Source organism: Variovorax sp. WS11 (assembly GCF_010499245.1).
Classification (GTDB): Bacteria; Pseudomonadota; Gammaproteobacteria; order Burkholderiales; family Burkholderiaceae_C; genus Variovorax.
Window position 1 is genome coordinate 26,858 of record NZ_JAAGOW010000002.1, and the last position, 20,187, is coordinate 47,044.

Genomic DNA, 20,187 nt, shown 5'->3' on the forward strand with positions numbered 1-20,187 from the left:
ATCTCTTGGTCAGCCTGGAATCTTGGACGTCTGCACGTGGCGCAGCAGCTCGCTCACCGAGGCGTTGGTCGCGTCGGTGAAGGGCTTGGGATACAGGCCCATCCACAGCACCGCGATCGCGAGCAGGGCCAGCATGAGGAACTCGCGGGCGTTGATGTCGTCCAGCTCCTTCACGTGGTCGTTGCCCACCGGGCCCAGGTAGACCCGCTTGTACATCCACAGCGTATAGGCCGCGCCGAAGATCAGCGCCGTCGCCGCGCCCACGCCCAGCCAGAAGTTGGCCTTCACGGCGCCGATGATCACCATCCATTCGCCGACGAAGCCGGCGGTTGCGGGCAGGCCGCAGTTGGCCATGGCGAACAGCAGCGAGAAGGCCGCGAACTTGGGCATGGTGTTGACCACGCCGCCGTAGTCGGCGATCTCGCGCGAATGCACGCGGTCGTACAGCACGCCGATGCAAAGGAACATGGCGCCCGACACGAAGCCGTGCGCGATCATCTGGACGATGCCGCCCGAAATCCCGATCTCGTTGAAGATGAAGAAGCCCAGCGTGACGAAGCCCATGTGGGCCACCGACGAATAGGCCACGAGCTTCTTCATGTCCTGCTGCACGAGCGCCACCAGGCCGACGTAGATCACCGCGATCAGCGACAGCGCGATCATGAGCCAGGCCCATTCGTGCGAGGCATCGGGTGCGATCGGCATCGAGAAGCGCAGGAAGCCGTAGGCGCCCAGCTTCAGCATGATCGCCGCCAGCACGGCCGAGCCGCCGGTGGGCGCCTCGACGTGCACATCGGGCAGCCAGGTGTGGACCGGCCACATCGGCACCTTGACCGCGAAGGCCGCGAAGAAGGCGAAGAACAGGAAGGTCTGCTCCCTGGCCGTCAGCGGCAGCTTGTGCCAGCTCAGGATGTCGAAGCTGCCGCCCGAGCGGTTGTACAGGTAGATCAGCGCGACCAGCGTCAGGAGGGAGCCGAGCAGCGTGTAGATGAAGAACTTGAAGGCGGCGTAGATCTTCTTCGGACCGCCCCAGATGCCGATGATCAGGTACATCGGGATCAGCGTCGCCTCGAAAAAGACGTAGAACAGCACGCCGTCCAGCGCCGAGAAGGTGCCGATCATGAGGCCCGAGAGGATCAGGAAGGCGCCCATGTACTGGTTGACGCGCTCGGTGATCACCTCCCACGCCGAGATCACGACGATCACCGTGATGAAGGACGTCAGCAGCACCAGCCACAGCGACAGGCCGTCGAGGCCGACGTGGTAGTGGACATTGAAACGTTCGATCCAGCTGCTCTTCTCGACGAACTGCATCGCGGCGGTGCCGTTCTGGAAGCGCGTGTAGAGCGGCACGGTGGCCAGGAAGCTCACGATCGAGCCGACGAGCGCGATCCAGCGCACGATGCTCGCGTGCTGGTCGCGACCGATGGCCAGCAGCACGGCGCCGAAGACGATCGGCACCCAGATGGCAAGGCTCAACAAACCCATTTTTGCTTTTCTCCAGTGGCGCGCGGTTTATCTGTTGAACCAGACGAAATACGTCATGAGGATGAAGATGCCCAGGAGCATCGCGAAGGCGTAGTGATAGATGTAGCCGGACTGCATCCAGCGGACGACGCCGGCGATGCGGCCGATCGCTTTCCAGGAGCCGTCGACGATGGCGCCGTCGATGATCCCCTGGTCACCGCCCTTCCACAGGCCCGTGCCCAGCGCGCGCGTGCCGCGTGCGATCAGGTGCTCGTTGATCCAGTCCATGTAGTACTTGTTCTCGAGCAGGCGGTAGACCGGGCCGAAGGCGCGCTTGATGGCCTCCGGCAGCGCCGGGTTGATCAGGTACATGTACCAGGCCAGCACCACGCCGGCCAGCGCCAGCCAGAACGGCGCCGCGGTCAGGCCGTGCAGGGCCATGGCCATGGGGCCGTGGAAGGCCTCGGCCAGTTCCTTCATCGCGTGATGCTTGCCGGCGTCGACGACGATCGCATCCTTGAAGAACTCGCCGAAGAGCATCGGCTGGATGGTCATGTAGCCGATCACCACCGAGGGAATGGCCAGCAGCACCAGCGGGAGCCAGACCACCCACGGCGACTCGTGCGGCGTGGAGTGATCGTCGTGGTGGCCATGGTCGGGCTCCGCGTCCGGCTCGTGATGGTGCGCATCCGGGTTCTGGTCGTAGCGCTCCTTGCCGTGGAAGACCAGGAAGTACATGCGGAACGAATAGAAGGCCGTCACGAACACGCCCGCCAGCACCGCCCAATAGGCGAAGCCGGCGCCCCAGAGGTGGCTCTCGTGCACTGCCTCGATGATGCTGTCCTTCGAGTAGAAGCCCGCGAACAGCGGCGTGCCGATCAGCGCCAGCGAGCCCAGCAGCGAGGTGATCCAGGTGATGGGCATGTACTTGCGCACCCCGCCCATCCAGCGGATGTCCTGGTTGTGGTGCATGCCGATGATCACCGAGCCGGCGCCGAGGAACAGCAGCGCCTTGAAGAAGGCGTGCGTCATCAGGTGGAACACCGCCACCGAGTAGGCCGAGGCGCCCAGCGCCACCGTCATGTAGCCCAGCTGCGAGAGCGTGGAGTAGGCCACCACGCGCTTGATGTCGTTCTGGATGATGCCCAGGAAGCCCATGAAGAGCGCCGTGATGGCGCCGATCACCAGCACGAAGGACAGTGCCGTGTCGCTCAGCTCGAACAGCGGCGACATGCGCGCCACCATGAAGATGCCGGCTGTCACCATGGTCGCCGCGTGAATCAGCGCCGAGATGGGGGTCGGGCCTTCCATCGAATCGGGCAGCCACACGTGCAGCGGGAACTGGGCGCTCTTGCCCATGGCGCCGATGAACAGGCAGATGCAGATCACGGTGATCAGCATCCACTCGGTGCCGGGGAAGCTCAGCTTGGCCAGTTCATCAGCCCTGGCGAAGGCCTCGCCGTAGTTCAGCGTGCCGGCATAGGCGGCGATCAGGCCGATGCCGAGGATGAAGCCGAAGTCGCCCACGCGGTTGACCAGGAAGGCCTTGAGGTTGGCGAAGATGGCGCTCGGCTTGTTGTACCAGAAGCCGATCAGCAGGTAGGACACCAGGCCCACGGCTTCCCAGCCGAAGAACAGCTGGAGCATGTTGTTGCTCATCACCAGCATCAGCATGGAGAAGGTGAAGAGCGAGATGTAGGCGAAGAAGCGGTTGTAGCCCTCGTCCTCTTCCATGTAGCCGATGGTGTAGATGTGCACCATCAGCGAGACGAAGGTCACGACGCACATCATCATGGCCGTCAGGCCGTCGACCAGGAAGCCGACCTCCATCTTGATGCCGCCGACCACCATCCATTCGTAGATGGTGGCGTTGAAGCGGGCGCCGTCGGCCACCACGCTCTTGAGCGTCATGGCCGAGATGACGAAGGCGATGAACACGCCCAGGATGGTCATCGAGTGCGCGGCGCGGCGGCCGAAACGGTTGCCGCCGAACTTGGTGCCGAACAGGCCGGCCAGCAGCGAGCCGACCAGCGGCGCCAGGGGAACCGCGAGCAGCGCGGATGCGGAGAGAGTTGCGCTCATGTGAATGCCCTAGCCCTTGAGCGCGTTGAGTTCGTCGACGTTGATGTTCGACTTGTTGCGGAACAGCAGCACCAGCAGCGCCAGCCCGATCGCGGACTCGGCCGCGGCCACGGTCAGGATGAAGAACACGAAGATCTGGCCGTGCATGTCACCCAGGAAGTACGAGAAGGCGACGAAGTTCACGTTGACCGCAAGCAGCATCAGCTCGATGCACATCAAGAGCACGATCAGGTTCTTGCGGTTCAGGAAGATGCCGATCACCGACAGCGCGAAGAGCATCGCGCCCAGCGAGAGAAAGTGTCCGAGCGTGATGGTCATGCCTTGGTCTCCCCGGCTGCAGGCGCTTCGTCGACCACGGGTTGCGCGGCCCGCGTCACGGGCATCTGCACGATGCGCACGCGGTCGCGCGCTTTCACGCGCACCTGGTCGGAGGGGTTCACGTACTTGCTGTCCTTGCGCGTGCGCAGCGTGAGCGCGATGGCGGCGACGATAGCCACGAGCAGGATGACGGCCGCGATCTCCAGCGGGTAGAGGTATTCGGTGTAGAGCAGCTTGCCGAGCTCCAGGGTGTTGGAGGTATCGGGGCCGGTGGCCATCGGACGGCGCGGCTCGGCCAGGCGGAAGCCGCCCATCAGCACCGCGGCCATCTCCAGCGCGATCAGCGCGCCGATGCCCGCGGCAAGCGGGAAATGCTTCCAGAAACCCTGCCGCAGCGCATCGACGTTGATGTCGAGCATCATCACCACGAACAGGAACAGCACCATCACCGCGCCCACGTAGACCAGCACCAGCGAAATCGCAAGGAACTCGGCACGCAGCAGCAGCCAGATGGCCGAGGCCTGGAAGAAGGCCAGCACCAGGTACAGCGCCGCATACACGGGGTTGCGCGAGGTGATCACGCGGAAGGCTGCAAACAGCAGCACCGCGGAGAACAGGTAGAACAGACCGGTCTTGACGTCCATGGATCGGTTTCGTTATTTGTTATCGGGCCAAGTCCGCCTCAGCGGTACTTGGCGTCGGCTGCCTTGTTGGCAGCGATTTCTTTTTCGTAGCGGTCGCCCACAGCCAGCAGCATGTCCTTGGTGAAGTACAGGTCGCCGCGTTTCTCGCCGTGGTATTCGAAGATGTGGGTCTCGACGATGGAGTCGACCGGGCAGCTTTCCTCGCAGAAGCCGCAGAAGATGCACTTGGTCAGGTCGATGTCGTAGCGCGTGGTGCGCCGCGAGCCGTCGTCGCGCACGTCCGATTCGATGGTGATGGCGAGCGCCGGACAAACGGCTTCGCAGAGCTTGCAGGCGATGCAGCGCTCCTCGCCGTTCTCATAACGGCGCAGCGCGTGCAGGCCGCGGAAGCGCGGCGAGAGCGGCGTCTTCTCTTCCGGGAACTGCACCGTGATCTTGCGGCTGAAGGCGTACTTGCCCGTGATGGCCAGGCCCTTGAACAGTTCGACCAGCATGAAGCTGGACAGGAAGTCCTTGAGAGAGAACGGCGCGGTCGACGTTGCGGTGTGCGCAGACATGGCGATTCCAGTTATTTCCAGATATTGAAGGGGGTCTGCATCCAGGCGCCGACCACCACCAGCCACACCAGCGTGACCGGGATGAAGATCTTCCAGCCCAGACGCATGATCTGGTCATAGCGGAAGCGCGGGAAGGTCGAGCGGACCCACAGGAACATGGTGACCACGACGAAGGTCTTGAGGCCCAGCCAGATCCAGCCGGGGATGAAGCCGAGGAAATCGAAGGGGGGTAGCCAGCCGCCGAGGAACAGGACCGCGCACAGGATCGAGACCAGCCACATGTTGGCGTACTCGGCCAGGAAGAACATCGCGAAGCTCATGCCCGAGTACTCGATCATGTGGCCGGCGACGATTTCCGACTCGCCTTCCACCACGTCGAAGGGATGGCGGTTGGTCTCGGCCAGGCCGGAGATGAAGTAGACGACGAAGATCGGCAGCAGCGACAGCCAGTTCCACGACAGGAAGCCGATGCCCATCGAGGCGAAGTGGCCCTTGCCCTGCCCCAACACGATGTCGGTCATGTTGAGGCTGGCGGAGACCATGAGCACGACCACGAAGCAGAAGCCCATCGCGATCTCGTAGCTCACCATCTGCGCCGAGGCGCGCAGCGCACCGAGAAACGCGTACTTGGAGTTCGAGGCCCAACCGGCAATGATCACGCCGTAGACCTCGAGCGAGGTGATGGCCATGACGAACAGCAGGCCGGCGTTGATGTTGGCCAGCGCGACCTCGGGGCCGAAGGGGATCACGGCCCACGCGGCCAGGGCCGGCATGATGGTCATGATCGGGCCCAGCAGGAACAGGCCCTTGTTGGCGACCGTGGGGAGGATGATTTCCTTGGTCAGCAGCTTCAGCGCGTCGGCAATGGGCTGCAGCAGGCCCAGCGGGCCGATGCGGTTCGGGCCGAGGCGGATCTGCGTGAAGCCGATGGCCTTGCGCTCCCACAGCGTGAGGTAGGCCACGGCGCCCATCAGCGGCAGCACCACGACGACGATCTTGATCAGCGTCCAGATCACCGGCCAGGCGACCGCGGTCCACCACGGGGCCGCGACCAGGCCAAGGCCAAAGCCATGCAGGGTGTCGATCATGCGAGCACCTCCTCGGCTTGCGCGGCGCGCGCATCGGCGGTGAGCTGCAGCGAAGGCGCGCGGCGCACGATCGAATCGAGCTGGTAGATGGCGGCGACGACCGGCGCCGCGGCGTCGGGGACGCGCTCGCCGTCGGGGCGAGCCGCGGTGGCGTTGCTCAGCCTGTCAGCCGGCACCAGGCCGGGGGCCAAGCCGGTGTCGGCCAGCACCTCGGTCGCCGACTCGAAGGAGAAGCCCGGCAGGCCCAGCAGGTTGGCCAGCACGCGCAGCACCTTCCAGGCGGGGCGCGTTTCGCCCAGCGGCTTCACCACGGCATGGAAGCCCTGCACGCGGCCCTCGGCGTTGACGAAGCTGCCGGGCGTTTCGCTGAAGGGCGCGATCGGCAGCAACACATCGCTGAAGTCGAGGTTGGCCTTGAAGGGGCTCAGCGTCACGACCATCTGGGCATGCGTGAGCGCATCGGCCGCCTTGGTGCCGGCGGCCGAATCGAAGACCGGCTCGGTGTTGAGCAGCAGCACCGCCTTGAGCGCACCTTGCAGCATCTCGCCGGCGTTCAGGCCGGCATCCATGGGCAGTGCACCGACCAGTTGGGCACCGACGGTGTTGGCGGCCTCGGTCAAATAGCCGACGGTGGCGCCGGTCTGGGCGCCGATCCAGTTCGCCAGCGCCAGCAGCGCGCGGGCTTCGACATGGTGGGCGGCCGCGTTGCCGAGCAGGATGGCCTTGCGCTCGCCGCCGAGCAGCGAGACAGCGATGGCCTTGGCCTGGTCGCCAGCTTCGGCAGAACGGGCGATCGGCGCCGCGGCGCCGGTCGTCGCGGCGACCGCGGAGGCGATCTCGGCGAGTGCATCGATCCAGTCTTGCGCCGGCACGCGCACGGCATTCGTCACGGGCATGGCCCAGGCTTCGTCGTCGGCCAGCAGTTCGGGCGAGGTGAGCGCACTGAGCGCCCCACCCTTGCGCACCGATTGACGAATGCGCTGCGCGAACAGCGGATGGTCCTTGCGCAGGTTGCTGCCGATCACCAGCACGCGCTGGAGCTGCGACAGCGACGCGACCGAGGTGCCCAGCCAGCGCACGCCCTCGAAGGCACCGAACTCGGCGTTGCGCAGGCGATGGTCGATGTTGGCGCTGCCCAGGCCCTGCATCAGCAGCTTGGCCAGGTGCAGCTCTTCCAGCGTGCTGTGCGGGCTCGCCAGCGTGCCGATGCTGTGCGCACCATGGTCGGCCTTGATCTGCTTGAGGCCGTTGGCCACGTACTCGAGCGCGGTCTGCCAATCGACCTGCTGCCACTGGCCGCCCTGCTTCAGCATGGGCTGCGTCAGGCGCTCGGGGCCGTTCAGGGCCTCATACGAGAAACGGTCGCGGTCGGCGATCCAGCACTCGTTGACGTCCTCGTTCTCCAGCGGCACCACACGCATCACGCGGTTGTTCTTGACCTGGACGATCAGGTTGGCGCCGGTCGAATCGTGCGGGCTCACCGACTTGCGGCGCGACAGCTCCCAGGTGCGGGCGCTGTAGCGGAAGGGCTTGCTGGTCAGCGCACCGACGGGGCAGATGTCGATCATGTTGCCCGAGAGCTCGGAATCGACCGAGCTGCCGAGGAAGGTCTCGATCTCGGCATGCTCGCCGCGGTGCGACATGCCGAGCTCCATCACGCCGGCCACTTCCTGGCCGAAGCGCACGCAGCGGGTGCAATGGATGCAGCGGCTCATCTCTTCCATGCTGATGAGCGGGCCGACGTCCTTGTGGAAAACCACGCGCTTCTCTTCCTCGTAGCGCGAGGAGGAGCCGCCGTAGCCCACCGCCAGGTCCTGCAGCTGGCACTCGCCACCCTGGTCGCAGATGGGGCAGTCCAGCGGATGGTTGATCAGCAGGAACTCCATGACCGACTGCTGGGCCTTGATGGCCTTGTCGCTCTTGGTGCGCACGATCATGCCCTGCGTCACCGGCGTGGCGCAGGCCGGCATCGGCTTGGGCGCCTTTTCGACGTCGACCAGGCACATGCGGCAGTTGGCCGCGATGCTGAGCTTCTTGTGATAGCAGAAGTGCGGGATGTAGGTGCCCGCCTTGTCGGCCGCATGCATGATCATGCTGCCTTCGACGATGTCGACCTTCTTGCCGTCGAGTTCGATTTCAACCATGTTTGTTTTCTCGCTCAGGCCTTGACCGGTGCCTTCGGGACGTAGCCCGGAATCAGCGCCTCGAACTCGTGGCGGAAGTGCTTGATCATCGCGCGCACCGGCATCGCGGCGGCATCGCCCAGCGCGCAGATGGTGCGGCCCTGGATGTTGTCGGCGACCGAGTTCAGCAGGTCCATGTCGGTGGGTTTGCCGTGGCCGTTGTGGATGCGGTCCACCACGCGCCAAAGCCAACCCGTGCCTTCGCGGCAGGGGGTGCACTGGCCGCAGGACTCGTGCATGTAGAAGTACGACAGGCGCTTGAGCGACTCGACCATCGAACGGCTGTCGTCCATCACGATGACGGCGCCCGAGCCCAGCATGGAGCCGGCCTTGGCGATGGAGTCGTAGTCCATCGTGCACTCCATCATGATCGCGGCCGGCAGCACCGGTGCCGAGGAGCCGCCGGGGATCACGGCCTTGAGCTGGCGGCCCTTGCGCACGCCGCCGGCGAGCTCGAGCAGCTTCGAGAAGGGCGTGCCCATCGGCACTTCGTAGTTGCCGGGCAGCTCGACGTCGCCGCTGACCGAGTAGATCTTGGTGCCGCCGTTGTTCGGCTTGCCGCACTCCAGATACGCCACGCCGCCGTTGTTGATGATCCACGGCACCGCGGCGAAGGTCTCGGTGTTGTTGATGGTGGTCGGCTTGCCGTAGAGGCCGAAGCTGGCCGGGAACGGCGGCTTGAAGCGCGGCTGGCCCTTCTTGCCTTCCAGCGATTCGAGCAGCGCCGTCTCTTCACCGCAGATGTAGGCGCCGAAGCCATGCGACGCATGCAGCTGGAAGCTGAAGCTGCTGCCCAGGATGTTGTCGCCCAGCAAGCCGGCCGCCCTCGCCTCTTCCAGCGCCTCTTCGAAGCGCTCGTAGGTCTGGAAGATCTCGCCGTGGATGTAGTTGTAGCCCACGCTGATGCCCATCGCGTAGGCCGCGATGGCCATGCCCTCGATCACGATGTGCGGGTTGAACTGCAGGATGTCGCGGTCCTTGCAGGTGCCCGGCTCGCCCTCGTCCGAGTTGCAGACCAGGTACTTCTGGCCGGGGAACTGGCGCGGCATGAAGCTCCACTTCAGGCCGGTCGGGAAGCCCGCGCCGCCGCGGCCGCGCAGGCCGGAGGCCTTGACCTCGGCGATCACCTGCTCGGGCGTCAGGCCTTCGCTGAGGATCTTGCGCAGCGCTTTGTAGCCGCCGCGCGCTTCGTAGTCGGCCAGGCGCCAGTTGGTGCCGTCGAGGCCGGCGTAGATCTGGGGCTCGATGTGGCGATCGTGGAAGCAGGTCTGGACGCCGGTGGCCTGGAACTGCGAGAGCACTTGCTCGGGCGTCATCATTGCGCGCCCTCCGTCTTGGCGCCGCGCAGGCCGTCGACCAGCTGATCGAGCTTTTCGTTGCTCATGAAGCTACACATGGTGCGGTCGTTGACCAGCATCACGGGCGAATCGGCGCAGGCGCCGAGGCACTCGCTCTGCTGCAGGGTGAACATGCCGTCGGCGGTGGTCTCGCCCATCTTGATGCCGAGCCTCTTCTCGAGGTGCGCCAGCGCGACCGCGCCGTCGCGCAGCTGGCACGGCAGGTTGGTGCAAACGTTGAGCTTGAACTTGCCCACCGGCTGCTGGTTGTACATGTTGTAGAACGTCGTGACCTCGTGCACCGCGATCGGCGCCATGCCGAGGTAGGCCGCGATCTCACGCTCGCGCTGCATGCTGACGTAGCCCTCGTCCTTCTGCACGATCGTGAGCAGGGCCATCACGGCCGACTGCTTGCCCGCGGGCGGGTACTTGGCGACCTCGCGCGCGAAGAGCGCCAGGGTGGCGGCCGACAGCGGCGCCTGGGTGCTGTGGGTGGTGTCGGGAGTCATTCGTTCGCTCACCTGTCGATTTCGCCGAAGACGATGTCCATGGTGCCGATCACCGCGACCGCGTCGGCGATCATGTGGCCGCGCGACATCTCGTCGAGCGCCGCCAGGTGCGGGAAGCCGGGGGCTCGGATCTTCAGGCGGTAGGGCTTGTTGGCGCCATCGCTCACGAGATAGATGCCGAACTCGCCCTTCGGGTGCTCGACGGCGGCATACGCCTCGCCCTCGGGCACGTGGAAGCCTTCGGTGAAGAGCTTGAAATGGTGGATCAGCTCCTCCATGTTCGCCTTCATCGATTCGCGCGCGGGCGCGGCCACCTTGTGGTTGTCGGTGATCACCGGGCCGGGGTTGGTGCGCAGCCAGGCCGAACACTGCTGGATGATCCGGTTGGCCTGGCGCATCTCTTCCACGCGCACCAGATAGCGGTCGTAGCAGTCGCCGGTCTTGCCGACCGGCACGTCGAATTCCATCTTGTCGTAGACGTCGTAGGGCTGCTTCTTGCGCAGGTCCCACTCGACGCCGGAGCCGCGCAGCATCGGGCCGGTGAAACCCAGGTTGAGCGCGCGCTCGGGCGTCACCACGCCGATGCCGACCGTGCGCTGCTTCCAGATGCGGTTGTCGGTGAGCAGGGTCTCGTACTCTTCGACCATCTTCGGGAAGCGCTTGCAGAAGTCGTCGACGAAATCGAGCATCGAGCCCTGGCGGTTCTCGTTGAGCTTCTCGATCGCCTTGGCGTTCTTGATCTTGCTGACCTTGTACTGCGGCATCGCGTCCGGCAGGTCGCGGTAGACGCCGCCCGGACGGAAATAGGCCGCGTGCATGCGCGCGCCCGACACCGCCTCGTACAGGTCGAACAGGTCCTCGCGCTCGCGGAAGCAGTAGATGAGCATGTTCATCGCACCGCAGTCGAGGCCGTGCGCGCCCAGCCACAGCAGATGGTTCAGCAGGCGCGTGATCTCGGCGAACATCACGCGGATGTACTGCGCGCGCAACGGCACCTCGAGGCCCAGCATCCGCTCGATGGCGAGGCAGTAGGCGTGCTCGTTGCTCATCATCGAGACGTAGTCCAGCCGGTCCATGTAGGGCAGCGACTGGATGTAGGTGCGGCTCTCGGCGAGCTTCTCGGTCGCGCGGTGCAAGAGGCCGATGTGCGGATCGGCGCGCTGGATCACCTCGCCGTCGAGCTCGAGCACGAGGCGCAGCACGCCGTGGGCTGCAGGGTGCTGGGGTCCGAAGTTCAGCGTGTAGTTCTTGATGTCGGCCATGTCGGTCTCAGTGCAATCCGCCGTAGTTGTCTTCGCGAATCACGCGCGGGGTAATCTCGCGCGGCTCGATCGAGACCGGCTGGTAGATCACGCGCTTCTGCTCCGCGTCGTAACGCATCTCGACGTGGCCGGAGACCGGGAAGTCCTTGCGGAAGGGATGGCCGATGAAGCCGTAGTCGGTCAGGATGCGGCGCAGGTCGTCGTGACCCTCGAACACGATGCCGTAGAGATCGAAGGCCTCGCGCTCGAACCAGGTCGCGGCGCTCCAGATGCCGGTCAGCGAATCGACCACCGGCAGGCCCTCGTTGGGCGCGAAGACCTTGAGGCGAACGCGCTGGTTGAGGCTCACGGACAGCAGGTGAGAGACGACGCAGAAGCGCTCGCCCTCCCATTCGCCTTCACGATAGTCGGAGTAGTCCATGCCGCAGAGGTCGATCAGTTGCTCGAACCTGCAACCGGGCGCATCGCGAAGCAGGCGCGCGGCCTCGAGGTAGTCGGCGGCAGGAACCACCACCGTCACCTCGCCGAGCGCCAAAGACACGCTCTTGGCCTTGGCGCCGAGCGTTTCCTGGATCTGCTTCTGCAGTGCCTCGGGAGCAATGGCAAAGTCGGTCATCGTCTCTCGCTTCTCAGGCACGTGCAATGGTGTTGGTCCGGCGGATCTTCTGCTGCAGCTGGATGATTCCGTAGAGCAGCGCCTCGGCCGTCGGCGGGCAGCCCGGCACGTAGACGTCGACGGGCACGATGCGGTCGCAGCCGCGCACCACCGAGTAGCTGTAGTGGTAGTAGCCGCCGCCGTTGGCGCAGGAGCCCATCGAGAGCACCCAGCGCGGCTCGGGCATCTGGTCGTAGACCTTCCGCAGGGCCGGCGCCATCTTGTTGCACAGCGTGCCGGCCACGATCATCAGATCGGACTGGCGCGGGCTCGGGCGGAACAGCATGCCGAAGCGGTCGATGTCGTAGCGTGCGGCGCCCGCATGCATCATCTCCACCGCGCAGCAGGCGAGGCCGAAGGTCATCGGCCAGAGCGATCCCGTCTTGGCCCAGTTCACCACCGAATCGTAGGTCGTGGTGACGAAGCCTTCCTTCATGACGCCTTCAATGGCCATCGTGGTTCCTTGTCATTCCCAATCGAGCGCACCCTTTTTCCATTCGTAGACGAAGCCCACGACGAGGATGGCGAGAAAAATCATCATGGCCCAGAAGCCGACCGGTCCGATCTGCTTGAGCGCGATCGCCCAAGGGAAGAGAAAGGCGATTTCGAGGTCGAAAAGAATGAAGAGAATCGCCACGAGGTAGTAGCGCACGTCGAACTTCATGCGCGCGTCTTCGAAAGCCTCGAAGCCGCATTCGTAGGGCGAGTTCTTTTGGGTGTCGGGCCGATTGGGGCCGAGGATGTAACCGAGAACCTGGGGCGCTACGCCAACACCCACTCCGACCAGGATGAACAACAGGACGGGGAGGTAGGAATCGAGGTTCATCGGGGTCTTTTACCGCTTAACGCCGACAGGAAGATGAAGCCTCCTGTCGGCGAGATTTGGTGCCGTCGGCGAGACTCGAACTCGCACAGCTTTCGCCACTACCCCCTCAAGATAGCGTGTCTACCAATTTCACCACGACGGCGGTGTTTGCATGTCCGGATGGCATGAGGAACCTGTGAGGTTTTGGCTTTCCGGACAGCTTTAGAGTTTACCCTGAAACGGAGCCGTTTTCTTTTGGTGACGCACTGAAAACGAGAAGGAACATCGAGTCGCTTATTCGCGCGGCCCAAAGGCACTGGCTCACTTGGTCGGGATCTGCGCGGCGCCCGAGGCCGGTGCGGCCGGCGCCGGTGCACCGGAAGCCGGCGCGGCAGGCGCATTGCCGGTAGGAATCTGCGATGCCGGGCCCGATGCGGCTGGTGCAGGCGCCGGAGCCGGCGTGCCAACCACGGCTCGCTCGATCAGGCTGCCGCCGCCGGTGGGGCGCGAATGGCTGAAGTAGGCCAGCAGCAGAGTGCACGCGAAGAAGACCGCGGCCAGCACGCCGGTGGTGCGCGAGAGGAAGTTCGCGCTGCCGCTGGCGCCGAACAGGCTGCCCGCGCTGCCGCTGCCGAAGGCGGCGCCCATGTCGGCGCCCTTGCCGTGCTGGATCAGGATCAGCCCGATCATCGCGAGCGCTGTGAGCATCTGCACGCTCACGAGGATGTTGAGGACCACGTTCATTCGTTCTAACTCCTAAGTTCGTTTTCGCGGCAGCGCTGTATTCAGCGTGCCGCAGCAATGATCTGCAGAAAGTCGGGGGCCTTGAGAGAGGCGCCGCCGATCAGGCCGCCGTCGATGTCGGGCTGGGCCAGCAGCTCGGCCGCGTTGGCCGCGTTCATGCTGCCGCCGTAGAGGATGCGGATACCGGCCGCGTGTTCGTTCGCGGCATGGTGCAGCTGCGCGCGCAGCAGCGCGTGCACCGACTGCGCCTGCTCGGGCGTCGCGGTCTTGCCGGTGCCGATGGCCCAGACGGGCTCGTAGGCGACCACGATCTCGCTGATGCAATGGCCGTTGACATGGATCACGGCCGCCAGTTGGCGCTTGACCACTTCCTCGGTGTGTCCCGCTTCGCGTTCGGCCAGTATCTCGCCGACACACACGATCGGCATGATGCCGTTGGCAAGCGCGGCGGCGGTCTTGGCCGCCACGAGCTCGTCGCTCTCGCCGTGGTACTGGCGGCGCTCCGAATGGCCCACGATCGCATAGCGCACGCCGAAGTCCTTCAGCATCGCTGCCGACTGCTCGCCGGTGAACGCGCCCTGCGGCTGGGCCGACAGGTCCTGCGCACCCAGCGCGATGGGCGATCCGGCCACCAGCGATTGCAGCTGCGCCAGGTACGGCGCCGGCACGCACACCGCGACCTCGCAGGCCGGCACGCCCACACCCTGCAGCAGCGCCTTCACCAGCGTCTCGTTGGCAGCCAGGCTGCCATTCATCTTCCAGTTGCCGGCGATGAGTTTCTTCTTCGTCGTCATGTCTTTTCCGTCGTTCACCAGGTCAGCACGATCTTGCCGATGTGCTGGTTCGTTTCCATCAGCGCGTGCGCCTGGGCGGCGCCGCTGGGCTCGCCGCCGGCCGCGAACACGCTGTGGATCACGGGCTTGACGGCGCCGCTCTCCAGCAGCGGCCACACCTTCTCGCGCAGGGACTTGGCGATCGCGCCCTTGAAGGCGACCGGCCGCGGCCGCAGCGTCGAGCCGGTGATCGTCAGCCGCCGACGCAGCACCAGGCCCGCGTTGAATTCGCTCTTGGTGCCGCCCTGCACCGCGATGATCACGAGCCGGCCATCCTCGGCCAAGCATTCGACCTCGCGCGGCGCATAGGCGCCTGCCACCATGTCGAGGATGACGTCGACTCCCTTGCCGCCGGTCAGGCGCTTGGCCTCCTCGGCGAAATCGGCTGTCTTGTAGTTGATCGCATGGTCGGCGCCGAGCTTTCTGCAGGCTTCGCACTTTTCGTCGCTGCCCGCGGTCGCGATCACGGTGGCCCCGAAGGCCTTGCCGAGCTGGATCGCAGTCACGCCGATGCCACTCGTGCCGCCCTGGATCAGCAGGGTCTCGCCCTTCTGCAGACGGCCGCGGTCGAACACGTTGCTCCACACGGTGAAGAAGGTCTCGGGCAGCGACGCCGCCTCGGCATCGCTCCAGCCCTTGGGCACCGGCAGGCACTGGGCCACCGGCGCTGTGCAGAGCTGGGCGTAGCCGCCACCGGCGATCAACGCGCAGACGCGATCACCGACCGCGAAGCCGGCCTCCTTCATGGCCGCGGCATCGCCCGAGACGATCTCGCCGGCGACCTCGAGGCCTGGCAGGTCCGAGGCGCCCGGCGGTACCGGATAGTTGCCGGTGCGCTGCAGCACGTCGGGGCGGTTCACGCCGCTAGCGGCCACGCGGATCAACACTTCGCCCGCACCGGCCACCGGCGCCGGCCGCTCAGCCTCGCGCAGCACCTCGGGTGCGCCGAAGGAAGTGATTTCAATGGCTTTCATGCTTTTCTCGGCTGAAACACCCGCCCTCGCGGGCGGGCGCAGGGTTGAACGACGGCAAGGGCGTCACCGCCCTCGCCTCTCAAGCCTGGCGGTCGCCGCCGTTGGGCTCTTGCGGACGCGAGTCCTGCTCGACCGCCACGGCCTGCTCGCCTGCCGGCTCGCCGCTCTCGGCACGGGGTGCGCGCTCGCCACGGGGCGGCCGGTCGCCGCGGTCACCGCGGTCACCGCGGTCGCCACGGTCACGGCGCTCGCCACGCTCCTCGCGCGGCGGACGCTCGCTGTACTCCATGCCGGCCGGACGCTCGGTCAGCGCCTTCATGGACAGCTTGACACGGCCCTTGTCGTCGGTCTCGAGCACCTTGACCTTCACGATCTGGCCTTCGCTCAGGTAGTCGGTCACCTTCTCGACGCGCTCGTGCGCGATCTGGCTGATGTGCAGCAGGCCATCCTTGCCGGGCAGCAGGTTGATCAGCGCGCCGAAGTCCAGGATCTTGGTGACCGGGCCTTCGTAGGTCTTGCCGATCTCGACTTCCGCCGTGATCTGCTCGATGCGCTTCTTGGCCTCCTCGGCTCTGGCCGGATCGGTCGAGGCGATGGTGATGGTGCCGTCCTCGTCGATGTTGATCTGGGTGCCGGTCTCCTCGGTCAGCGCGCGGATCACCGAGCCGCCCTTGCCGATCACGTCGCGGATCTTCTCGGGGTTGATCTTCATCGTGAACAGGCGCGGCGCGAAGCTGGACACCTCGGCCTTGGCCTCGCCCATCGCTTCCTGCATCTTGCCAAGGATGTGCATGCGCGCTTCCTTGGCCTGAGCCAGGGCGACCTGCATGATTTCCTTGGTGATGCCCTGGATCTTGATGTCCATCTGCAGCGCGGTGATTCCGTTGGTCGTGCCGGCCACCTTGAAGTCCATGTCGCCCAGGTGATCCTCGTCGCCGAGGATGTCGGTCAGCACGGCGAAGCGGTTGTCTTCCTTGATCAGGCCCATGGCGATGCCGGCCACGTGCGCCTTCATCGGCACGCCGGCGTCCATCATCGAGAGGCAGCCGCCGCAGACCGAGGCCATCGACGAGGAGCCGTTCGACTCGGTGATTTCCGACACCACGCGGATGGTGTAGGGGAACTCTTCCTTGGTCGGCAAGCAAGCGACGAGAGCGCGCTTGGCGAGCCGGCCGTGGCCGACTTCACGACGCTTGGTAGAGCCCATGCGGCCCACTTCGCCGGTCGCGAAGGGAGGCATGTTGTAATGGAACAGGAAGCGGTCTTCGTACTCGCCGGCCAGCGCGTCGATGCGCTGCGCGTCGCGCTCGGTACCCAGCGTGGTCACCACCAGCGCCTGCGTCTCGCCGCGCGTGAACAGGGCCGAACCGTGGGTGCGGGGCAGCACGCCGTTGCGGATCTCGATGGGGCGCACGGTGCGGGTGTCGCGACCGTCGATGCGCGGCTCGCCCGACAGGATCTGGCTGCGCACGATCTTCGACTCGATGGCGAACAGCAGGTCGCTGACCTTGCCCGCGTCGAAAGCCTCGCCGCTTTCCTTGAGCGACTCCATCACGCTCGCGTTGGATTCGCGCAGGGCCTGCGTGCGGGCCTGCTTGCTGCGGATCTGGTAGGCGGCGCGCAGCTTTTCCTCGGCCAGGCCGGTGACCTTGGCGACGAAGGCTTCGTCCTCGGCCGGCGGCTGCCAGTCCCAGACGGGCTTGCCGGCTTCACGCACGAGTTCGTGGATCGCGCTGATCGCGATGCCGGCCTGCTCGTGGCCGAACACCACGCCGCCGAGCATGATTTCCTCGCTCAGTTGCTGCGCTTCGGATTCGACCATCAGCACGGCCGCTTCGGTGCCGGCCACGACCAAGTCCATCTGCGACTCCTTGCGCGCGGTCTGGCCCGGATTCAGCACGTACTGGCCGTTGACATAGCCCACGCGCGCGGCGCCAATCGGGCCGTTGAAGGGAATGCCGGAAATCGACAGCGCGGCGCTCACGCCGATCATGGCGGCGATGTCGGCATCGACCTCGGGGTTGAGCGAGAGCGTATGGATCACCACGTGCACCTCGTTCAGGAAGCCCTCGGGGAACAGCGGGCGGATCGGGCGGTCGATCAGGCGCGAGGTCAGGGTCTCGAGCTCGCTGGGCTTGGCTTCGCGCTTGAAGAAGCTGCCGGGGATCTTGCCGGCCGCGTAGGTCTTCTCGATGTAGTCGACGGTCAGCGGAAAGAAGTCCTGGCCCGGCTTGGCGGACTTGGAGGCAACCACGGTGGCCAGCACGACGGTACCGTCGATGTCGACCACGACGGCGCCGCTGGCCTGGCGGGCGATTTCGCCGGTTTCCATGACGACGGTCTTGTCGCCCCACTGGAAGGTCTTGGTGACTTTGTTGAAGAGGCTCATGTCTAGCTCCTGTTTCTTGTGGGCGGATCGGCCTGCGGCGGTCGCAGGTTCCGCGGGGATGGAGCGCTTTTCAGAACACGATGCCATTCCAGGGAAGCTCAGGGAGAACTCCATTGGAATGACACAGCTTCGCTCTGTACGGCACTCCTGGTTCGATTCGCGAAGTAAAAAACGCCTGAGCTAGCGGACTAACCCAGGCGTTCCTTCATGCGAATCAGCTTACTTGCGCAGACCCAGCTTGGCGATCAGCGCGGTGTAACGGTCGGCGTCCTTGGACTTCAGATAGTCGAGCAGCTTGCGGCGGCGGCTCACCATGCGCAGCAGGCCGCGGCGACCGTGGTGGTCCTTGGCGTGCGTCTTGAAGTGCGGGGTGAGTTCGTTGATGCGGGCGGTCAGCAGTGCGACTTGCACTTCGGGGCTGCCGGTATCGTTGGCGGCGCGGGCGTTGTCCTTGACAACTTCGGCCTTGATGGAGGCTGCGATCATGTGATGAGTTTCCTGTTCCGGGATGTTTGACTTGCGGCGAGCACTGGAACTGCGCCCGCCGTGCGCCTTGCGGCATGCAAAGCCTTGGGATTATACATCGGCACCCCGCTCGGGCCGGGGCGGCTTGCCTGCGGCGGCCAGCCGGTGCGCCCCCGGGCCCAGCGAGCCGAGCTGATCCGCGGGATTGCGCAGGCGGCAGCGGTCGATCGACAGGCAGCCGCAGCCGATGCAATCGGAGAGCGAATCGCGCAGCATCTCGAGCTGGCGAATCCGGCCGTCGAGTTCCTCGCGCCAGGATTTGGACAGCCTAGCCCAATCGTCCCGCGTCGGCGTCCGGCCTTCGGGCAGCCGGGCCAGCGCCGCGCCGATATCGGCGAGCGGAATGCCCACCCGCTGCGCGACCCGGATGACGGCGATGCGCCGCAGCGCGTCGCGCCCATAGCGGCGCTGGTTGCCGGGCGTGCGCCGGCTGCGGATAAGGCCCTCGCGCTCGTAGAAATGGATGGCGGAGACCGCCACGCCGCTGCGGGCGGACAGCTCGCCGACGCCGAGCTCGCCGGCCAGCATGTGCTTTTCCTGCATCTTCGGATCCCCAGGGGCTGCGACCTCAACTAATGTTGAGATTCTAGGGCTGCACGCAAAGCCCCTGGCCGAGCCTGCACAAAGCTGCTCAGGCCCCGGCTTGCGCCGCCAACCATCTCCTCAGCCGCCCCACGCCCTGCACCAGCCGCTGCGGGTCCCTGGACGCGAAGCACCAGCGCAGCCAGCCCTGCGCTTGCGGGGCGAAGGCGTTGCCGGGCGCCAAGCCGAGCCCGGCCTCGGCCACCAGGCGCTTGGCCAGCGCCAGCGAGTCGTCGAACCCCTCGAGGCGGAAGAAGGCATACATGCCGCCGCGCGCCGGCGCGACCTGCACGCCGGGAAGCTCGGCCAGCAGGGGCACCAGGGTGTCGCGGCACGTCTTCAGGTGGGCGACCACGCGCGGCGTGATCTCGGCGCTGTGCGCCAGCGCCGCGATGCCCGCGCGCTGGGTGAACACGCTGGTGCAGGAGGTGTTGAACTCGATCAGCTTGCCCATGCCTTCCACCAGTGCAGGCGGCAGCACCAGCCAGCCCAGGCGCCAGCCGGTCATGAGGAAGCTCTTGGAGAAGCTGTGGACCACGACCAGCCGGTCGTCCGGCGCCGCCACGTCGAGGAAGCTCGGCGCGCATCCGTTGGATGTCGGCTCAAAGTAAAGCCGCTCGTACACCTCGTCGGCGAGAATCCAGGTGCCCGTGCCCCTGCAATGGTCGAGGATCGCCTGCTGCTCGGCGCGCGTCAGCGTCCAGCCGGTCGGGTTGTTGGGCGCATTGAGAACCAGCAGCTTCGTCGCCGGCGTCACCGCCGCGCGCAACGTGTCCAGGTTCAGCGTCCACTGCCCTGCACGCGGCACCAGCGCCACGCTGCGCACGCGCGCTCCCAGGATCGCGGGCTGCGCCGTCAGGTTGGGCCACACCGGCGTGACCGCCACCACTTCGTCGCCGGCGTCGACCAGCGCCTGCACCGCCAGCATCAGGGCGCTCACGCCGCCCGAGGTGATGGCGATGCGCGCAGCGTCGATGGCGGGGTGCAGCCCGCTCATGTAGCGCGCGACGGCCTCGCGCAGTTCCGGCAGCCCGAGGTTGTGGGCATAGAAGGTTTCACCTTGCTGCAGCGACGCGATGGCAGCCTGGCGGATCGGCTCCGGCGTCACCTCGTCGCCTTCGCCGAACCAGAAGGCCAGCACGTCGGCACGGCCCATGCCGGCATTGGCGACCTCGCGGATCTTGGAGGCTTCGAGGTTGTGGATGGCTTCGCGCATCTTGGGCTGTTTCCTTT

At 65.8% G+C, this 20,187-nt stretch carries 20 protein-coding genes and 1 tRNA gene; all 21 read right to left on the reverse strand.

Going from position 1 to position 20,187, the window contains the following annotated elements; translation table 11 throughout:
* Positions 1-9: 9 nt before the first annotated feature.
* Positions 10-1,488 carry an NADH-quinone oxidoreductase subunit M gene (locus tag GXN78_RS20650; RefSeq protein ID WP_106554220.1) on the reverse strand — a complete coding sequence of 493 codons (1,479 nt, stop codon included), beginning with the start codon at positions 1,486-1,488 and terminating at the stop codon, positions 10-12.
* Positions 1,489-1,515: 27 nt separating this feature from the next.
* Positions 1,516-3,549, reverse strand: a complete 2,034-nt coding sequence (nuoL, locus tag GXN78_RS20655) for an NADH-quinone oxidoreductase subunit L (protein ID WP_106554219.1) — start codon at positions 3,547-3,549, stop codon at positions 1,516-1,518.
* Positions 3,550-3,558: 9 nt separating this feature from the next.
* Positions 3,559-3,867, reverse strand: coding sequence for an NADH-quinone oxidoreductase subunit NuoK (gene nuoK, locus GXN78_RS20660; protein ID WP_106554218.1), 309 nt, complete (start codon positions 3,865-3,867; stop codon positions 3,559-3,561).
* Positions 3,864-4,511, reverse strand: a complete 648-nt coding sequence (locus tag GXN78_RS20665) for an NADH-quinone oxidoreductase subunit J (protein WP_106554217.1) — start codon at positions 4,509-4,511, stop codon at positions 3,864-3,866. The genes nuoK and GXN78_RS20665 overlap by 4 nt, the downstream gene beginning before the upstream one ends.
* 38 nt (positions 4,512-4,549) lie before the next feature.
* Positions 4,550-5,068, reverse strand: a complete 519-nt coding sequence (gene nuoI / locus GXN78_RS20670; protein ID WP_106554216.1) for an NADH-quinone oxidoreductase subunit NuoI — start codon at positions 5,066-5,068, stop codon at positions 4,550-4,552.
* A gap of 11 nt (positions 5,069-5,079) precedes the next feature.
* A complete protein-coding gene (gene nuoH / locus GXN78_RS20675; RefSeq protein WP_106554215.1) occupies positions 5,080-6,156 on the reverse strand; it encodes an NADH-quinone oxidoreductase subunit NuoH in 1,077 nt (358 codons plus the stop codon).
* Entirely contained in the window at positions 6,153-8,300 is a 2,148-nt protein-coding gene (gene nuoG / locus GXN78_RS20680; RefSeq protein WP_106554214.1) for an NADH-quinone oxidoreductase subunit NuoG, read from the reverse strand. Before nuoG ends, nuoH begins: the two co-directional genes overlap by 4 nt.
* 14 nt (positions 8,301-8,314) lie before the next feature.
* The gene (nuoF, locus tag GXN78_RS20685) at positions 8,315-9,658 is read right to left on the reverse strand and encodes an NADH-quinone oxidoreductase subunit NuoF (protein WP_181360459.1); all 1,344 of its coding nucleotides are present in this window, start codon (positions 9,656-9,658) and stop codon (positions 8,315-8,317) included.
* Positions 9,655-10,185 (reverse strand): NAD(P)H-dependent oxidoreductase subunit E, encoded by a 531-nt coding sequence (locus GXN78_RS20690; RefSeq protein ID WP_106554213.1) that lies wholly within the window; start codon positions 10,183-10,185, stop codon positions 9,655-9,657. Before GXN78_RS20690 ends, nuoF begins: the two co-directional genes overlap by 4 nt.
* An 8-nt stretch (positions 10,186-10,193) precedes the next feature.
* Positions 10,194-11,447, reverse strand: a complete 1,254-nt coding sequence (locus GXN78_RS20695) for an NADH-quinone oxidoreductase subunit D (protein WP_106554212.1) — start codon at positions 11,445-11,447, stop codon at positions 10,194-10,196.
* Between the two features lie 7 nt (positions 11,448-11,454).
* Positions 11,455-12,063: an NADH-quinone oxidoreductase subunit C gene (locus GXN78_RS20700; protein ID WP_106554211.1), complete on the reverse strand. Its 609-nt coding sequence runs from the start codon at positions 12,061-12,063 to the stop codon at positions 11,455-11,457.
* Between the two features lie 13 nt (positions 12,064-12,076).
* Entirely contained in the window at positions 12,077-12,556 is a 480-nt protein-coding gene (locus GXN78_RS20705; RefSeq protein ID WP_021008163.1) for an NADH-quinone oxidoreductase subunit B, read from the reverse strand.
* A 12-nt stretch (positions 12,557-12,568) separates the two neighbouring features.
* Complete coding sequence (locus GXN78_RS20710) at positions 12,569-12,928, reverse strand: NADH-quinone oxidoreductase subunit A (RefSeq protein WP_106554210.1); 360 nt, start codon at positions 12,926-12,928, stop codon at positions 12,569-12,571.
* Between the two features lie 57 nt (positions 12,929-12,985).
* Positions 12,986-13,070 (reverse strand) — tRNA-Leu (locus GXN78_RS20715).
* Positions 13,071-13,228: 158 nt separating this feature from the next.
* Positions 13,229-13,651 (reverse strand): preprotein translocase subunit SecG, encoded by a 423-nt coding sequence (secG, locus tag GXN78_RS20720; protein ID WP_106554209.1) that lies wholly within the window; start codon positions 13,649-13,651, stop codon positions 13,229-13,231.
* 41 nt (positions 13,652-13,692) lie between these two features.
* Entirely contained in the window at positions 13,693-14,445 is a 753-nt protein-coding gene (gene tpiA / locus GXN78_RS20725) for a triose-phosphate isomerase (protein WP_106554208.1), read from the reverse strand.
* Between the two features lie 14 nt (positions 14,446-14,459).
* A complete protein-coding gene (locus tag GXN78_RS20730; RefSeq protein ID WP_106554207.1) occupies positions 14,460-15,458 on the reverse strand; it encodes an NAD(P)H-quinone oxidoreductase in 999 nt (332 codons plus the stop codon).
* Between the two features lie 79 nt (positions 15,459-15,537).
* A complete protein-coding gene (gene pnp / locus GXN78_RS20735; protein WP_106554206.1) occupies positions 15,538-17,847 on the reverse strand; it encodes a polyribonucleotide nucleotidyltransferase in 2,310 nt (769 codons plus the stop codon).
* A gap of 219 nt (positions 17,848-18,066) precedes the next feature.
* Positions 18,067-18,333, reverse strand: a complete 267-nt coding sequence (gene rpsO, locus GXN78_RS20740) for a 30S ribosomal protein S15 (protein ID WP_007837783.1) — start codon at positions 18,331-18,333, stop codon at positions 18,067-18,069.
* Positions 18,334-18,423: 90 nt separating this feature from the next.
* Positions 18,424-18,915 carry a redox-sensitive transcriptional activator SoxR gene (soxR, locus tag GXN78_RS20745; RefSeq protein WP_106554205.1) on the reverse strand — a complete coding sequence of 164 codons (492 nt, stop codon included), beginning with the start codon at positions 18,913-18,915 and terminating at the stop codon, positions 18,424-18,426.
* Between the two features lie 88 nt (positions 18,916-19,003).
* The gene (locus GXN78_RS20750; protein WP_106554204.1) at positions 19,004-20,170 is read right to left on the reverse strand and encodes a pyridoxal phosphate-dependent aminotransferase; all 1,167 of its coding nucleotides are present in this window, start codon (positions 20,168-20,170) and stop codon (positions 19,004-19,006) included.
* Between the last annotated feature and the right edge of the window lie 17 nt (positions 20,171-20,187).

What these genes read in the sequence shown, in the direction of transcription:
- GXN78_RS20650 (WP_106554220.1), bottom strand. Translation starts at nt 1,488, where the DNA reads ATGGGTTTGTTGAGCCTTGCCATCTGGGTGCCGATCGTCTTCGGCGCC.
- nuoL (WP_106554219.1), bottom strand. Translation starts at nt 3,549, where the DNA reads ATGAGCGCAACTCTCTCCGCATCCGCGCTGCTCGCGGTTCCCCTGGCG.
- nuoK (WP_106554218.1), bottom strand. Translation starts at nt 3,867, where the DNA reads ATGACCATCACGCTCGGACACTTTCTCTCGCTGGGCGCGATGCTCTTC.
- GXN78_RS20665 (WP_106554217.1), bottom strand. Translation starts at nt 4,511, where the DNA reads ATGGACGTCAAGACCGGTCTGTTCTACCTGTTCTCCGCGGTGCTGCTG.
- nuoI (WP_106554216.1), bottom strand. Translation starts at nt 5,068, where the DNA reads ATGTCTGCGCACACCGCAACGTCGACCGCGCCGTTCTCTCTCAAGGAC.
- nuoH (WP_106554215.1), bottom strand. Translation starts at nt 6,156, where the DNA reads ATGATCGACACCCTGCATGGCTTTGGCCTTGGCCTGGTCGCGGCCCCG.
- nuoG (WP_106554214.1), bottom strand. Translation starts at nt 8,300, where the DNA reads ATGGTTGAAATCGAACTCGACGGCAAGAAGGTCGACATCGTCGAAGGC.
- nuoF (WP_181360459.1), bottom strand. Translation starts at nt 9,658, where the DNA reads ATGATGACGCCCGAGCAAGTGCTCTCGCAGTTCCAGGCCACCGGCGTC.
- GXN78_RS20690 (WP_106554213.1), bottom strand. Translation starts at nt 10,185, where the DNA reads ATGACTCCCGACACCACCCACAGCACCCAGGCGCCGCTGTCGGCCGCC.
- GXN78_RS20695 (WP_106554212.1), bottom strand. Translation starts at nt 11,447, where the DNA reads ATGGCCGACATCAAGAACTACACGCTGAACTTCGGACCCCAGCACCCT.
- GXN78_RS20700 (WP_106554211.1), bottom strand. Translation starts at nt 12,063, where the DNA reads ATGACCGACTTTGCCATTGCTCCCGAGGCACTGCAGAAGCAGATCCAG.
- GXN78_RS20705 (WP_021008163.1), bottom strand. Translation starts at nt 12,556, where the DNA reads ATGGCCATTGAAGGCGTCATGAAGGAAGGCTTCGTCACCACGACCTAC.
- GXN78_RS20710 (WP_106554210.1), bottom strand. Translation starts at nt 12,928, where the DNA reads ATGAACCTCGATTCCTACCTCCCCGTCCTGTTGTTCATCCTGGTCGGA.
- secG (WP_106554209.1), bottom strand. Translation starts at nt 13,651, where the DNA reads ATGAACGTGGTCCTCAACATCCTCGTGAGCGTGCAGATGCTCACAGCG.
- tpiA (WP_106554208.1), bottom strand. Translation starts at nt 14,445, where the DNA reads ATGACGACGAAGAAGAAACTCATCGCCGGCAACTGGAAGATGAATGGC.
- GXN78_RS20730 (WP_106554207.1), bottom strand. Translation starts at nt 15,458, where the DNA reads ATGAAAGCCATTGAAATCACTTCCTTCGGCGCACCCGAGGTGCTGCGC.
- pnp (WP_106554206.1), bottom strand. Translation starts at nt 17,847, where the DNA reads ATGAGCCTCTTCAACAAAGTCACCAAGACCTTCCAGTGGGGCGACAAG.
- rpsO (WP_007837783.1), bottom strand. Translation starts at nt 18,333, where the DNA reads ATGATCGCAGCCTCCATCAAGGCCGAAGTTGTCAAGGACAACGCCCGC.
- soxR (WP_106554205.1), bottom strand. Translation starts at nt 18,915, where the DNA reads ATGCAGGAAAAGCACATGCTGGCCGGCGAGCTCGGCGTCGGCGAGCTG.
- GXN78_RS20750 (WP_106554204.1), bottom strand. Translation starts at nt 20,170, where the DNA reads ATGCGCGAAGCCATCCACAACCTCGAAGCCTCCAAGATCCGCGAGGTC.